We start from the raw sequence: 15,089 nt of genomic DNA, 5'->3' as shown, positions 1-15,089 counted from the left end.
CCGCAAGCGCTGTCCGGTGCTCTCGCCCGAGTGATGTCTGTTGTTGTCACCCGAGTGATGTCTCTGCGCTTGCGGCATGTGTCGTGGTTATCGTTGTCTCTCGCCAGCGCCCTGTTCAGGCAATCTCGGCGGTATCAGTGATGCTGGCGGAGGCGTAGACCGGGAAGCGTGCACAGACTTCCTCGACCTTGCCGCGCACTTCAGCCTCGACCTTGTCGCTCTCGCCGCTGGACAGCGCGTCGAGCAGGTCGCAGATCCAGCCGGCCAGCGCCTCGCATTCCGCCTCGCCGAAGCCGCGCGTGGTGGCGGCCGGTGTGCCGATGCGCAGGCCGGAGGTCACGAAGGGACTCTGCGGATCATTGGGTACGCTGTTCTTGTTGACGGTGATGTGGGCGCGGCCCAGAGAGGCATCCGCGTCCTTGCCGGTCACGCCCTGACGGATCAGCGAGACGAGGAACAGGTGGTCATCGGTGCCACCGGAGACGACGTCATAGCCGCGTTCCATGAAGACGTGAGCCATCACGCGAGCATTGGCGATCACGCGCGCCTGATAGCTGACGAAGTCCTGGCTCATCGCCTCCTTGAAGGCCGCGGCCTTGGCAGCGATGACGTGCATCAGCGGGCCACCCTGCTGGCCCGGGAAGACGGCACCATTGAGCTTCTTGTACAGTGCCTCGTCGCCGGTAGCGGAGAGAATCAGGCCGCCACGCGGGCCGCGCAGGGTCTTGTGCGTGGTGGTGGTGACGACATGGGCGTGGGGGATCGGGCTCGGGTAGTGGCCCGCCGCGACCAGACCGGCCACGTGGGCCATGTCGACCATCAGCCAGGCACCGATCTCGTCGGCGATGTCGCGGAAACGACGCCAGTTGACCACGCGGGAGTAGGCGGAGAAGCCGGCGATGATCATCTTCGGCTTGTGCTCGCGCGCCAGACGCTCCATCTCTTCATAGTCCAGCTCGCCGCTTTCGGTCAGGCCGTACTGGATGGCGTTGTAATGCTTGCCGGAGAAGTTGGGCGCCGCGCCGTGGGTCAGGTGACCACCATGCGCCAGGCTCATGCCGAGAATGGTGTCGCCCGGCGAGACCAGCGCCATGAACACGGCGGCATTGGCCTGGGCACCGGAGTGCGGCTGCACGTTGGCGTAGTCACAGCCGAACAGCGCACAGGCACGTTCGATGGCCAGTGTCTCGACCTTGTCGACGAATTCGCAGCCACCGTAGTAGCGCTTGCCCGGATACCCTTCGGCGTACTTGTTGGTCAGCTGGCTGCCCTGGGCTTCCATCACCAGCGGGCTTGCATAGTTCTCGGAAGCGATCAGCTCGATATGCGCTTCCTGACGCGCTGTCTCTTCGAGGATGGCCTCGGCCAGAGCGGGATCGAGTCTGGCCAGTCGGTCATCACGGGTGTAGCCATGTTGCTGAGACATTGCGCGCCTCCGGTTATCGGATGTTGTCGTTGGAAATGCAGAGGGGTCATGAGGACCCGGCAGGTCAAACCTTGCAGATGTGCTCCGATACTAGCCCCGCCCCTGACGGGCAGGCTGCTTGTCAGCGTCACCGTGCAGTGCGAATGCGACATGCCTGCGCAGTTGCGACTCGGGCTGGCGCCACAAGGCAGGTATGCTAGCGACAGGCATATGCGAAGATACGCAGACAGCAAGGGCTGTCGCGCTCAGGGCGAAACGGGAAGACAAGGAGGAAGGTGGCATGTTGATGGAACTGCTGGCGGTGATGGCTCCGGTGCTGTGTGGCGCCGCCATCGGCTTCTTCTGGGTGCGCCTGGGCAATGAATACCCCATGGCCTTCGTCACCCGGCTGGTGCTCTACATCGGCACACCGGCACTGATTCTCAACGCGCTGGGCAGTGCCGAGATCGACAATTCCAGCTTCCTGCGCACGGGCCTGGCGACCCTCACGGTAATGGCGCTGCTGCTGGCCCTGAGCTGGCCGTTCTCTCGCCTGATCGGCAAGCCGTGGAAGGTCGCGGTAGCCCCGCTGCTGTTCTCCAACGTCGGCAACATGGGCCTGCCCGTGTCCCTGTATGCCTTCGGCCAGGCCGGCTTCGCCTACGCCATCACCATCATGGTCACCATGTCGCTTCTGCAGTTCACGCTCGGTGCCTGGCTTGCCAGCACCAGCGGCAACCCGCTGCGCAGCGTCGTGCGATCCCCGACCATCTGGGCCAGTATCCTCGCCACCACCCTGCTGCTCAGTGACATCCACATGCCGCGCTTCGTGGCCAACAGCCTGGAGCTGATCTCCGGCTTCACCGTGCCGCTTATGCTGATCACCCTTGGCGTCTCGCTGGCCAGTATCCGCGTCAGGAATCTGGCGGCAGGCGTGGGCTTCAGCGCCCTGCGCATCCCTTTCGCCGCCGCCTGCGCCTGGGGAATCGGCACGCTGCTGGAGCTGCCGCCGCTGGCGTTGCACGTGCTGGTGATGCAGATGGCCATGCCGGTGGCGGTCTACAACTACATGTTTGCCCAGAAGGCAGGCCGCGAGCCGGAATACGTGGCCACGCTGGTCTTCTGCTCGACCCTGGCGGCCTTCCTCTACCTGCCGGCGCTGCTCGCCGTGCTGGGGGCCGAGATGGGGCAGTGATGCCTGCCGGGCATGCCCCGGCGCTTGCTCGGCGCATGAAAAAACCACGCAGGCCGAGGCATGCGTGGTCGTGGGTATCTTCCTGCAGAAAGTAGCCGCACCGCGGGAGCCCATCTCCACATGCCCAGGCATGCGTCGTGCTCCCGCAGTGCGAAACTTTCCTGTTCTGCCGGCTGTTCTAGTCGTCCGTCACTGCCTCTCAGCCTGGGGGCAGTGAACCGTTCCCTTGATGAGACATTGCCCTTTCTTCCGATTTTCCCGTGACGGGAGTGGCCATCACGCATCGTTCAGGATGTCTTCCGCTCTCGATCTGCAGCTGGAAGCTGGCAGAGGAAGTGTCGGTCTCTGGTGCACGATACGGGGATCGCGCTTGCGGGCACCCCGCAACGACCTTCCTGACAGCCAGCAGGCTTCCTGTCGGCAACACCTGAAGCGTAGTCTCGAGGCCGGCATTTCCTCCAGATGGTTTGTGCCGTCATCCTGCGCGAGTCGACTTGCTCATGAACCTGAGCATGAAGTCGTAGAACTCTCATGCTTGAGGCGCTCAACCGTGCGCCTGCAGCGGTCGTCCCGCCTGTGCGGTCTGCCGTGTCGTGTCCCGCAGTTGCGCCAGGGAGACCACGGCATGGCCCTTGTCCGCCCATTCGGCGCGCTCGGCATCATCGGCGCGAACGATGAAGCGTCCCGCCAGGGTGTAAAGCAGCCCGATCAGCGGCGATAGCCAGCAGGCGAAGGCCAGCGGAATGTAGAGCAGCCCCTCGAGACTGCCACCACTGGTGATCAGCCCCAGCGAACTGATGACCACGGCGCCACTGGCATTCCAGGGCACCAGCGGCGAGACCAGCGTGCCACCCTCTTCCAGAGAGCGGGACAGATTGAGGGTCGAGTAGCCTTCGCCACGGAAGATCGGTGCGTACATGCGTCCCGGCAAGGCGATCGAGAGGTAGGGGTCGCCCGCGATGACGTTGGTCAGCGCGGCAGTGGAACTGGCCGCGACCTGCAGCCCGAAGATGCCGCGCACCTTGACCAGCACGGCGGCGCACAGCGCTTCGAGACAGCCGATCACCTCCAGCATCCCGCCGAAGGCCAGTGCGATCATCACCAGCAGGATGACCCAGGCCATCGACATGAGGCCGCCACGATTGAGCAGGCTGTCGATCTCGCTGACGCCGGTATTCAGGGTGTAGCCGCTCTGCATGTAACCGAACAGCGCCTTGATGGCCTCGCCCTGGACACCATAGGCCACTACCGCCCCGGCCAGCACCCCGACGAACAGCGCCGGCAACGCCGGCATGCGGGCGATGGCCAGTGTCATCACCAGCAGCGGCGGCACCAGCACCCACAGATTGAATTCGAAGGCCCCGTCCAGGCCCTGGGTAATCGCGGTGATACGCTCGAGATCCAGTGTCTGCCCGGCGGCGAGCAGGTTGCCGGCGACCAGGTAGATCACCAGGGCGATCAGCATCGAGGGGATGGTGGTGGGCATCATGTTGCGGATGTGGGCGAACAGATTCACCCCGGTGACGGCGGGAGCGAGGTTGGTGGTGTCCGACAGGGGAGAGACCTTGTCGCCGAAGAAGGCCCCGGAGACCACGGCACCGGCCGTCCACCACGGTGGGATGCCGAAACCGGCGCCGATGCCCATCAAGGCCAGCCCCACGGTGCCCACGGTGCCCCAGCTGGTGCCGAGCGTGACCGAGACCACCGAGCACAGCAGCATCGCCGTCGCGAGGAAGTATTCCGGCGAGATCAGCTTGAGCCCGTAATAGATGATCATCGGCACGCTGCCCGAGGCGATCCACACCCCGACCGTCATGCCGACAAGAATGAGGATGGCGATGGAGGGCAGGCCGACACGTACGATGCGCATCATGCCCTCTTCCATCGCCGACCAGCCGTGCCCCAGCTTCCAACCGACCAGCGCCGTCATGGCGACACCACAGATCAGCGGCACGTGAGGAGTGAATTCGCCAAAGACGAAGAGTTGCAGGGCCAGCACGGCCAGGGTTGCCAGAATCGGCAGGCTGGCCATGGGCAGAGAGGGGCGTTGCGGTGCATCAACATCACGAGTCATGAGGTATTGCTCCATTAGCCAGTTGTACTTGTTGTACCCCCACGCTAATCGACTGACGCCGCTCCAGATGGCTGACAGCGGCATCTACCTCCCTGAATGCGACATCGTCTACGACTTTCTGCCAATCACTTGCACGAGATTCATTCACCTCTCCTCAAACCTGTCGCCAATGTCATCTTGCCGGCGAGAGAGGGCGAGATCAGTAATCGATCACCACATCCCCATTGGGCACGCTGCAGCAGGACAGGATGAAGCCATCCGCGACGTCTTCATCGGTGATGCCGCCGTTGTGCTCCATCGCGACCTCCCCGGAGACCTTCTGCACGCGGCAGGTGCCGCAGATGCCCATGCCGCAGGCCTTCGGAATATGCAGGCCGAGCTTGGCGGCGGCGGCGTGGACGGTCTCGCCCGGGGCGATCTGCACCGACTTGCCGGTCGTGGCGAACTCGACGCGCGTCAGGTCGGCGCGGTCCAGCTCATCGGCCAGCACTTCCGCCTGCTCGGCCTGCTCGATGGCCTCCTCCTCGACCTCCACCGGCGTGGCCCCGAAGGACTCCTCGTGGTAGCGACTCATGTCGAAGCCATGGCTGCGAAGCAGATGCTTGATCGCATTCATGTAGGGGGTCGGGCCGCAGCAGAAGATCTCGCGCTCCATGAAGTCCGGCGCGATCATCTCGAGCATCGCGTCGGTCAGATAGCCGCGATAGCCCGACCAGGTCTGACCGGTCTCGAAGCGCTCGCAGATGATGTGCATGTTGAATTCCGGCACCCGCGAATCCATGAACTCGAGCTGACGCCAGAAGATGATGTCGCGCGGGCTGCGGGCGCTGTGCAAGAAGGCGATGTCCACGTTGGCATTGGTGTCGAAGTACCAGCGGGCCATCGACATCAGCGGCGTGATGCCAACCCCGCCTGACAGCATCAGGATGCGTTCCGCCGGATAGTCGATGCAGTTGAAGTTGCCCACCGGGCCGTGCACGGCCAGCTCGTCACCTTCGTTCAGATTGTCATGCAGCCAGTTGGAGACCAGTCCGCCCGGCACGCGCTTGACGGTGATCGAGAAGCTGTAGGGCACCGACGGCGAGCTGGAGATGGTGTAGGAGCGCATGATCTGCTGCGCATCGATCTCCAGCTCCAGGGTCACGAACTGCCCCGGCTTGAAGAAGAACATCACCGGCTGTTCGGCCATGAAACAGAAGGTGCGCACATCCCAGGTTTCCTGAATGACCTTCACGCAGCGCACGCTATGTCGACCGTTGGTCCAGGTCTGCGTCGTAACCGGATTGAAGTTGCTGAGTGTGGTGCTCATGAAGGCCTCGCTGGGCATGTTGTTCTTGGAGACATATTCTTGGAGACATGTTCTTGAAGGGGCAGTGTCAGTTCTTGAAGAGACAGTGTCAGTTCTTGAAGAGACAGTGTCAGGCCACCCTGCGCTGCGTGCGCGACCAACGGTGGGACATGCTCTGGATTGTCGAGTCAGCGTCCGGCAAGCATTTATCCGTGCACGACAGAAACATGCCCGATCCCTCCAATCACGACCCCGCAGTGCCCTGCCCCCGCCTCACCGCTGCGCCTGCCTGTGTCTCGAAGGCCCTGCGCAGACGACCGGCGTCGGAAATACATCATTGAGCGTCGCCATCAGACACAAGTCGCGACTTGACCTCAGCCACACTGCGATCCATGCGTGGCAAAGCCACTCGGATATCATGCGGGCTGCCTGAACTTCCACGCTGACTATCCTGTTGAGCGAGCGGCCCCTCTACCTGCGCCGCCCTCGACACCCGAACCGACCAGGACGGGACGACGCACCGCGCGATGCATCGGCACTCACTCATAGGTGCGCTGACTCATAGGTGCGCTGACTCATAGGTGCGCTGACTCACAGGTGCGCTGATGTCTGCCGCGGTGCTGCCCGGCAATGGTCTGTTCACTCGTTTCCTCTGTCCCGGCTTCACAACAACAATGATCAGCACACTCACTCAACCCAAGGCGACCCTGCTCCCGGCGCCTACCGACCGTGCGAGGACATCGCGATGAGCGATCTATTGGAACACGCTCAGGACCAGCAGCGTCAGGCGGTACGCGAGGCCGCCGCGCGGCTTCTACAGGCCCGCAGTTCCGGCTATACCCTGCCCCAGCCCTTCTACAATGATCAGCGCCTGTTCGATCTCGACATGAAGGAGATCTTCGAGCGCGAGTGGCTGTTTGCCGGTCTCGGCAGCGAGATCCCGCTCAAGGGCAACTTCATGACCATGGACGTGGGCAACAGCCCGATCATCATCGTGCGCGGTGACAACGGGGCCATCCATGCCTTCCATAACGTCTGTCGCCATCGCGGGTCTCGCCTGTGCAGCACCGAGCGCGGCAAGGTCGCCAAGCTGGTGTGCGGCTATCACAAGTGGACCTATGAACTGGATGGCCGTCTGCTGTTCGCCGGTTCCGACATGGGCACCACCTTCGATACCAGTGACTACGGCCTGCACCCCGTCCACGTACGTTCAGCCGGCGGCATGCTGTTCATCAACCTCGCCGAGCAGCCCGAGAACTGTGAGCCGTTCTTCAAGACACTGGAGTTCTACCTCAAGCCCTACGACATGGAGAACGTCAAGGTCGCGGCCAGCTCCTCCATCATCGAGGAAGGCAACTGGAAGCTGGTGATCGAGAACAATCGCGAGTGCTATCACTGCGACGGCTCCCACCCGGAGCTGCTCAACACCCTGCAGGAATTCGATGACACCGACGACCCGCGAGCCACCGAAGCCTACAAGGCGCTGGTCGCCAAGAAGCAGGCCGACTGGGATGCCGAGAAGGTGCCCTATCAGCTGGTGCGCTTCGGTCGCCGCAATCGCATGACGCGCACGCCGCTGCTGGAAGGCACCGTCTCGATGACCACGGACGGCACGCCGGCGTGCAAGAAGCTGCTGGGTCGCCTGCAGAGCCCCGACATGGGCTCGCTGCGCATCCTCAACCTGCCCAACTCCTGGAACCACTTCATGGGCGATCACGCCGTGGTCTTCCAGGTCGACCCGATCGGCCCCCTCAAGACCCGCGTGACCACCAAGTGGCTGGTGCACAAGGACGCGGTGGAAGGTGTCGACTACGACCTGGCGAAGCTGCGCAAGGTGTGGGACGCCACCAATGATCAGGACCGTCAGCTGGTGGAAGAGAACCAGCGCGGCGTCAACTCCAGCGCCTATCAGCCCGGCCCCTACTCGGCGACCTTCGAGTTCGGCGTCGTCGACTTCGTCGACTGGTATGCCGAGCGCATGCAGGAAGCGCTCAAGGAACAGCAGGAGCCGCATCTGCAGCTGGCCTGAGGGCTTGAGTCCTGGATTCCTTGAGTCCTCGAAACCTGGACTCCAAAGGACAGGCAAGAAAAAACCCGCCACCGGCAAGCCGGTGGCGGGTTTTTTTGGCTTTCACCCGGGCAACACGCCAAAGGCGGTCACCCGAGAGATACTACGGCTGGATTACAGCTGCGTGTCCAGACTCATCATCAGGCTGAGCGCCATGACGATGATGATGGAGAAGCCGAACAGCTTGCGTGCCCAGGAGGCATCAGGCTGATCCTTGAGGCGCCAGGCGGCCAGATACAGCCACCAGCCACCCGTGACGGTCGCGACTACCAGATACCAGATGCCGGTATATCCCCACAGTGTCAGCAACAGCGACACCGGGATGAAGCCGGCAATGTACCCCGTCACTACACGCTTGGCATGCTCCATGCCTCGCGCTACCGGGAGTACCGGAATATTGGCGGCCCGATAGTCATCGACACGGAACATGGCAATCGCATAGGAATGCGGCATCTGCCACATGCTGAAGATGATCAACAGCAGCAGCGCCCCCATGTCCGCCTGGCCGGTGACAGCCAGGTAACCGACCACTGGCGGCGCGGCGCCGGACAGTGAACCGATGAGGGTGCCATACACCGAGCCACGCTTGAGCCACATGCTGTAGGCCCCGACGTAGATCACGAAGCCCAGACCCACGGCGATCATCGCCATGAGATTGGTCATCGCGGCCAGAAGCCAGAAGCCCGCAAGGCCCAGCACGCTGCCGAAGACGAAGGCCCCCGTCAGCGAGATGTCGCCCTGCACCAGAGCACGGCCCTGGGTACGCGCCATGTGACGATCGATGTCGCGATCGATGCAGTTGTTGAACACACAGCCTGAGGCCACGATCAACGCCACCCCGACCAGGGTGGCGATGAACAGCGCCCAATCCACCTCACCACCGGAAGCGAGAAAGAAGCCGCCGCTGACGGTGATCAGGTTGCCGAAGATAATGCCCGGCTTGGTGGTACGCAGGTAGTCCTTGATCATCAGGCTCACGCTATCAGATGGGCATCATGTTCTGATTCAGCTCGATCATGATCCACATGGAACCACCAACGACGATTGCCACGATCACCAGGGTGAACAGCATGGCCATGACATTCCAGCTCTGCTCCTTGGAGCCGTCCAGGTGCAGGAAGAAGTACAGCTGCACGAAGACCTGAGCGATGGCGAAGCCGTAGATGGCCCAGATCACGCCGACACCCGGATCGTCCATCATCATCACCATCCCGAACGGGATGATGGTCAGGATGATGGAGAGGATCAGACCGGTCACGTACTGCTTGACGCTGCCGTGATTGTCGTTGTGGTCGTTGTTGGAATGGCTCATAGCATCACTCCTGTGAGATAGACGACGGTGAAGACGCAGATCCAGATGACGTCCAGGAAGTGCCAGAACAGGCTGAGCATCATCAGACGACCACGATGCATTTCCGTCAGGCCTTTCTGCTTGACCTGGATGATCAGCAGCGCCATCCAGACCAGACCGACGGTCACGTGCAGACCGTGGGTACCGACCAGCGTGAAGAAGGCTGACAGGAACGCGGACTTGTCCGGGCCATGGCCATTCACGATCAGGTGATGGAACTCATAGATTTCCATCGCGATGAAGCCCGCACCACAGGCGAAGGTGATCATCAGCCACTTGATCACCGCGGAGCTGTCTCCGCGGTTCATGCCCAGCATCGCCAGGCCGTAGGTGAAGCTCGAGGCCAACAGCAGCGCGGTCTCGACCAGCACGAAGTCAAGCTCGAAGATCTCGGCGCCCGTCGGGCCACCGGCATACGCCTGGCTGAGTACCACATAGCCTGCGAACAGCATCGCGAACAGGATGCAGTCGCTCAGCAGATAGAGCCAGAAACCGAAGACCTTCAGGCCATTGGTATCGTGATGCTCGTGATCGTCATGGGCGTCGTGCGCCCCATCATGAGATGTCATTGCATTGTTCGCCATGATTACCCCTGAACCACTGTGTCGTTAGGTGTGCGGGCGCTGGGCAGGGCACGACGCTCGCGACCTTCGCGCTCGACACGCTCCACTTCCTCGACGGACACGTAGTAGTCGATGTCATAGTTGAAGGTGCGCACGATGAAGCTGACGGCCATGCCGACCAGCCCGACCACGGCCATCCACCAGATGTGCCAGATCAGCGCGAAACCGAACACCAGGCTGAAGGCGGAGATGATGACACCGGCCGCTGCGTTGCGCGGCATGTGGATCGGCGCATAAGGCTTCTTGGCCTCCTGCTCGATACCGCGTTCCTTCATTTCCCAGAACTCGTCGAGTTCAGAGACCTGCGGCTCGTGAGCGAAGTTGTAGAACGGTGCCGGTGAAGTGGTGCTCCACTCCAGCGTACGCGCGCCCCAGATATCGCCAGTGGTGTCCTGCAGCTTCTTGCGGTCCTTGATGCTGACCGCGATCTGGATCACGGTGCACGCGATACCGATCATGATCAGGCAGGCACCGATGAAGGCGACGACCAGGTACGGCACCCACAGCGGGTTGTCGACGTGCTGCAGACGACGGGTCATGCCCATGAAGCCGAGGATGTACAGCGGCATGAAGGCGAGGTAGAAGCCAGTGATCCAGAACCAGAAGGAACGCTTGCCCCACTTCTCGCACAGCATGAAGCCGGTCGCTTTCGGGAACCAGTAAGTGATACCGGCCATCGCACCGAAGACCACGCCGCCGATGATGACGTTGTGGAAGTGGGCGATCAGGAACAGCGAGTTGTGCAGGACGTAGTTGGCGCCCGGCACGGCCAGCAGGACACCGGTCATGCCACCGATGGTGAAGGTGACCATGAAGCCGAGGGTCCACAGCACCGGAGAGGTCATCTCGACACGACCGCGGTACATGGTGAACAGCCAGTTGAAGATCTTCACGCCCGTCGGGATCGAGATGATCATCGTCGCGATACCGAAGAAGGCATTCACGTCAGCGCCGGCACCCATGGTGAAGAAGTGGTGCAGCCAGACGACGAACGACAGGATCGTGATGACGATGGTCGCCCACACCAGAGAGGTGTAACCGAACAGCTTCTTCTTGGAGAAGGTGGAGATGACTTCGGAGAACACACCGAAGACCGGCAACACCAGGATGTACACCTCAGGATGGCCCCAGGCCCAGATGAGGTTGACGTACATCATCATGTTTCCACCAAGGTCATTGGTGAAGAAGTGGAAATCAAGATAACGGTCGAGCGTCAGCATCGCGATGGTCGCGGTCAGGATCGGGAAGGCCGCGATGATCAGGACGTTGGCGCACAGTGCGGTCCAGGTGAAGACCGGCATTTTCATCAGGGTCATGCCCGGCGCACGCATCTTGAGGATGGTGGCGACGAAGTTGACACCTGTCAGCAGGGTACCGACACCGGAAATCTGCAATGACCAGATCCAGTAATCCACCCCGACCCCGGGACTGTAATTGGCCCCCGACAACGGCGGATAGGCCAGCCAGCCGGTCTTGGCGAACTCGCCCAGACCCAGCGAGATGTTGACCAGCAGCGCGCCGACCACGAACAGCCAGAAGCTCAGCGAGTTCAGGAACGGGAAGGCCACGTCACGTGCGCCGATCTGCAGCGGCACGACGACGTTGATCAGACCGATGACCAGCGGCATCGCCACGAAGAAGATCATGATCACGCCGTGGGCAGTGAAGATCTGGTCGTAGTGATCCGGGGGCAGATAGCCGTGACCGCCGGTGGACGCCAGCATCTGCTGGGAACGCATCATGATCGCATCGGAGAAACCACGGATCAGCATCACCAGCGCGACGATGATGTACATCATGCCGATCTTCTTGTGATCGACAGAGGTGAACCACTCATTCCACAGGTAGGCCCACTTTTTCTTTACCGTGATGAAGCCGAACAGGGCTGCACCACCGAGGATTACCGCCGCAAGCACGATCATGACGATCGGCTCGTGATACGGAACAGCCTCTATTGTGAGTTTTCCAAGCATTGCTTATTCCTCGGTTGCCATCGCAGATTCAGCGTGACCGGCAGCGTCATGGCCTGACATGTCGTGGGCGGACTCGCCGTGATGCTTGCCCCCCATCTTCATGTCACCCATGCCCAGCTCCATGCCATCCATGTAGGGCGCCATGATCTGTTCGTACAGATTCGGCTTGACCTGACCATAGAAGGTGGGTGCCACGTCTTCGCTCGGCTCCTTGAGTGCCTCGTAGCCGGCGTCATCCAGCACCTTGCTGCTGCCACGCGCTTTCTCGATCCAGGCGTCGAAGTCGCCTTCGCTCATCACATGCGCCTTGAAGTGCATGTCAGCGAAGCCGGCGCCGCTGTAGCTGGCAGAGATACCGTCATAGGTACCCACTTCGTTGCCGATCAGGTGCAGGCGGTTTTCCATGCCTGCCATCGCGTAGATCTGGCTGCCGAGCTGCGGGACGAAGAACGAGTTCATCACGGTCTCGGAGGTGATGTGGAAGCGCACCTGGCGATCCACCGGCATGGCCAGCTCATTGACTGTCGCGATGCCCTGCTCCGGATAGATGAACAGCCACTTCCAGTCCATCGACACGACCTGAACCTCGATCGGCTCGCCGCCATCCTGGATCTCGGCACGCGGGTCCAGCTCATGCGTGCTCTTCCAGGTCAGGATGCCCAGCGCGAGGATGATCAGGCACGGAATGCCCCAGACCACGATCTCGATCTTGGTGGAATGCGCCCAGTTGGGCGTATAGGTCGCCTTGCTCTGCTTGGTATCGCGATAGCGCCAAGCAAACCACAGCGTCATGAAGATGACCGGGACAACGACCACGAGCATCAGGTAGGTAGCAGTCAGAATCAGCGACTTCTCGGATTCACCGATGGGTCCCTTGGGATCGAAGAGCACGGCATCACAGCCGGACAGCATCAACAATCCCGCGAGGATGGGGAGTCCCCGCAGAGCCCCCCGCATTAGGCTTTTTCTCATCTCACGACCTCGTTGGAACACGCCATGACGTCATGACGAGCCCACATGTGGAACACAGCGTTCGAAGAAATGACCAACAGGAAGCCGTCGATCGTTCGAACGAAATCAGAGGATTTCCCGCAGGCGGGGCACAGGATAGAGAAAAATCAGGGGGGCTGACTACGGGGCACACTGACGCAGGTAGTCGCACCTGCCGATCAATTTCCCCTCGCGCGCGCAGCCAATCACCATCGGGAGAGGACGATGCCCTCCCTCACGCGTTCGGGTTATGCCCTGACCACTGAACGAGGAACCTGACGAAGGCGTCAATCATGTTGACAGGCAACACGGCGTCACTTGGGCTACCAGACGCCAATCCGGAATTTCCTCCCTTCGAGGTGCCCTGACTCCTCCCGCCGACAAGGCTCTGGCCACCCCCGCATTGCGCGATGACCATTTCCCGACTCACGTGCCTTCCCAGGTCCACGAGCGCCCGCCGAGGCCCCACGGGAAACGCCAACCCCAAGCAAGAAAAGAGTATAAAATTTCAACAAAACAATAAATACAGCAATATTCATCCAAAGAAGTGCGTGCAATGACACCCGCGCAAGGAGTGCCGCCTGGCAGAAACACCTCGTCACATCGAGACGCCTGACTGCCTGCCTACCGACGGATCGAGATCACCGACGTCTTTTTCACACTCTCAATTGCAAAAAATGCCGCACTTCGTTCCATTATAATTTCCCATCCTGCTCTGGAAATCGTGACGTAATTCTCCTTATATTGATTCACCATGACATTTTTCATTCCCGCACGAATGGATGAAATCGTTGTCACAATCCAGCGACTTCGTCCTCATCATTTGTTCATATTCAGTCTTTTTTCATCAGATGACGCCTCGCGCCATTTCATAAAAAATTTACAAATAAATACCAAATAGACACCAATTGGATACAAAAACACCACACAAGTGCCAGCCAAGTCTCTGAAAAGTCCTGCGGAGCCACCAGGACTGAAGACCGTGATGGCATCTCAGGAACCATGTTTCAGCATCAGGTCAAGGGATGCGACAATTGACCACACCAGAAATGTCACCAATGATCTTTCTGATTTTTCACTTTCCTTTTCCCATACAGACTATCCTCCCGAATCATTGATACGCATGTCGCGGCGCAACGAGACTTGAAGGTTTGTTCCTGCAGGGACACGCGCTATCCTGCTGTTCACCCCCTTGCCGCAAGGGAGCAGGCGGCATGTCGAGACGAGATTCGAGACCCTGATGCAGCGCCGCTGGGCGATCACGAGCCCTGACTTCCGATGCCGCTTCTCGACGCCGCTTCTCGACATCGAACCTCGCTTGCGCATCGCCCTCCCCTGCCAGGGGCACCTGTCTACCCGATGGAGCAGCGCCCGATGACGACTGACCAGCCCCCCTCCGCCAGCAATGCCCTGCTCGACGCCGACCAGCTGCCCGCCAGCATTCTCTATCGGCTGTTCTCGGGCAGCATCGCGCCGCGGCCCATTGCCTGGGTCTCGACGATCGATGCCGCCGGCAATGCCAACCTGGCGCCGTTCTCGTTCTTCACCGTGGCAAGCGTCAATCCACCGGTGCTGGCCTTCAGCCCGCTGCGCAATGGCGAAGGGCGTACCAAGGACACTCTCGACAACCTCGGACAGGTGGCGGAATGTGTCATCCATATCGGGGGCGAGGCCATGAGCGAGGCACTCAATCTCACCAGTGCCAGCCTCGCGGCCAGCGAGGATGAATTCGCCCACGCCGGCTTGAACAAGCTAGCCATGCCGCCGCTGCAGGTCCCCCGCGTGGACGGCGCGCCGATCGCCTTCGGTTGCCGACTCCGCGACATCATCCACCTGGGAGACCAGCCCCTGTCCGGCTCACTGGTGCTCGCCGAGGTCGTGGTGGTCCATGCAGACCCCGAGGTCTGGGATGGCCGCCATGTCGACAACGAGGTGCTGCGCGCCATCGGGCGCATGGCCGGCAGCGATTATGCGCGCACCGACAGTCTCTTCAGCCTTGAGCGACCTGCCTGATCAGCCTTGAGCGACCTGCCTGATCAGCCTTGAGCGGGCCGAAACGCAGAGCGGGCCTGTCTGATGACAGGCCCGCTCAAGATGCTCTCGTGACTCTGGTGACTCACCT

General features: G+C 61.1%; 11 protein-coding genes. 3 read left to right on the top strand and 8 right to left on the bottom strand.

What is annotated here, in order from left to right; translation table 11 throughout:
• Positions 1–115 precede the first annotated feature (115 nt).
• Entirely contained in the window at positions 116–1,426 is a 1,311-nt protein-coding gene (gene glyA / locus AC26AR_RS02230) for a serine hydroxymethyltransferase (RefSeq protein ID WP_077379135.1), read from the bottom strand.
• Positions 1,427–1,706: 280 nt separating this feature from the next.
• On the opposite strand from glyA, the gene AC26AR_RS02225 reads away from it, so the two are divergent.
• Complete coding sequence (locus AC26AR_RS02225) at positions 1,707–2,600, top strand: AEC family transporter (RefSeq protein ID WP_084209344.1); 894 nt, start codon at positions 1,707–1,709, stop codon at positions 2,598–2,600.
• 544 nt (positions 2,601–3,144) lie between these two features.
• On the opposite strand, the gene nhaC is transcribed toward AC26AR_RS02225, so the two are convergent.
• Positions 3,145–4,674, bottom strand: a complete 1,530-nt coding sequence (nhaC, locus tag AC26AR_RS02220; RefSeq protein ID WP_244994954.1) for a Na+/H+ antiporter NhaC — start codon at positions 4,672–4,674, stop codon at positions 3,145–3,147.
• A gap of 199 nt (positions 4,675–4,873) precedes the next feature.
• The gene (locus tag AC26AR_RS02215; RefSeq protein WP_077379384.1) at positions 4,874–5,983 is read right to left on the bottom strand and encodes an FAD-binding oxidoreductase; all 1,110 of its coding nucleotides are present in this window, start codon (positions 5,981–5,983) and stop codon (positions 4,874–4,876) included.
• 724 nt (positions 5,984–6,707) lie between these two features.
• Between AC26AR_RS02215 and AC26AR_RS02210 the strand changes: the two genes are divergently transcribed.
• Positions 6,708–7,991, top strand: coding sequence for an aromatic ring-hydroxylating oxygenase subunit alpha (locus AC26AR_RS02210; RefSeq protein WP_488107479.1), 1,284 nt, complete (start codon positions 6,708–6,710; stop codon positions 7,989–7,991).
• Positions 7,992–8,144: 153 nt separating this feature from the next.
• Here the strand turns inward: AC26AR_RS02210 and cyoE are convergent, their stop codons facing one another.
• The 5 genes from cyoE to cyoA are packed head-to-tail and all read right to left on the bottom strand — an operon-like array spanning position 8,145 to position 12,949.
• Positions 8,145–8,999 carry a heme o synthase gene (gene cyoE, locus AC26AR_RS02205; protein WP_084209346.1) on the bottom strand — a complete coding sequence of 285 codons (855 nt, stop codon included), beginning with the start codon at positions 8,997–8,999 and terminating at the stop codon, positions 8,145–8,147.
• Positions 9,000–9,012: 13 nt separating this feature from the next.
• Complete coding sequence (cyoD, locus tag AC26AR_RS02200) at positions 9,013–9,342, bottom strand: cytochrome o ubiquinol oxidase subunit IV (RefSeq protein WP_054555337.1); 330 nt, start codon at positions 9,340–9,342, stop codon at positions 9,013–9,015.
• Positions 9,339–9,950: a cytochrome o ubiquinol oxidase subunit III gene (gene cyoC / locus AC26AR_RS02195; RefSeq protein WP_389370763.1), complete on the bottom strand. Its 612-nt coding sequence runs from the start codon at positions 9,948–9,950 to the stop codon at positions 9,339–9,341. Before cyoC ends, cyoD begins: the two co-directional genes overlap by 4 nt.
• A gap of 17 nt (positions 9,951–9,967) precedes the next feature.
• Positions 9,968–11,977 carry a cytochrome o ubiquinol oxidase subunit I gene (gene cyoB / locus AC26AR_RS02190; RefSeq protein ID WP_136939036.1) on the bottom strand — a complete coding sequence of 670 codons (2,010 nt, stop codon included), beginning with the start codon at positions 11,975–11,977 and terminating at the stop codon, positions 9,968–9,970.
• Positions 11,978–11,980: 3 nt separating this feature from the next.
• On the bottom strand, positions 11,981–12,949 hold the full coding sequence (gene cyoA / locus AC26AR_RS02185) for a ubiquinol oxidase subunit II (protein ID WP_077379075.1): 969 nt from the start codon (positions 12,947–12,949) through the stop codon (positions 11,981–11,983).
• A gap of 1,392 nt (positions 12,950–14,341) precedes the next feature.
• Here cyoA and AC26AR_RS02180 point away from each other — a divergent pair.
• Positions 14,342–14,980 (top strand): flavin reductase family protein, encoded by a 639-nt coding sequence (locus tag AC26AR_RS02180; protein WP_271302393.1) that lies wholly within the window; start codon positions 14,342–14,344, stop codon positions 14,978–14,980.
• Positions 14,981–15,089: the final 109 nt, after the last annotated feature.

The organism is Cobetia sp. PS-4MA, assembly GCF_057670765.1.
Note: the sequence above shows the minus strand (reverse complement) of the source record. Positions and strands in the feature narration are given on the sequence as shown.

Bases quoted from the DNA above. Each gene is read 5' to 3' on its own strand.
- AC26AR_RS02215 (WP_077379384.1), bottom strand. From the start codon at position 5,983: ATGAGCACCACACTCAGCAACTTCAATCCGGTTACGACGCAGACCTGG.
- AC26AR_RS02225 (WP_084209344.1), top strand. From the start codon at position 1,707: ATGTTGATGGAACTGCTGGCGGTGATGGCTCCGGTGCTGTGTGGCGCC.
- AC26AR_RS02210 (WP_488107479.1), top strand. From the start codon at position 6,708: ATGAGCGATCTATTGGAACACGCTCAGGACCAGCAGCGTCAGGCGGTA.
- cyoA (WP_077379075.1), bottom strand. From the start codon at position 12,949: ATGAGAAAAAGCCTAATGCGGGGGGCTCTGCGGGGACTCCCCATCCTC.
- nhaC (WP_244994954.1), bottom strand. From the start codon at position 4,674: ATGACTCGTGATGTTGATGCACCGCAACGCCCCTCTCTGCCCATGGCC.
- cyoD (WP_054555337.1), bottom strand. From the start codon at position 9,342: ATGAGCCATTCCAACAACGACCACAACGACAATCACGGCAGCGTCAAG.
- cyoE (WP_084209346.1), bottom strand. From the start codon at position 8,999: ATGATCAAGGACTACCTGCGTACCACCAAGCCGGGCATTATCTTCGGC.
- cyoC (WP_389370763.1), bottom strand. From the start codon at position 9,950: ATGACATCTCATGATGGGGCGCACGACGCCCATGACGATCACGAGCAT.
- cyoB (WP_136939036.1), bottom strand. From the start codon at position 11,977: ATGCTTGGAAAACTCACAATAGAGGCTGTTCCGTATCACGAGCCGATC.
- glyA (WP_077379135.1), bottom strand. From the start codon at position 1,426: ATGTCTCAGCAACATGGCTACACCCGTGATGACCGACTGGCCAGACTC.
- AC26AR_RS02180 (WP_271302393.1), top strand. From the start codon at position 14,342: ATGACGACTGACCAGCCCCCCTCCGCCAGCAATGCCCTGCTCGACGCC.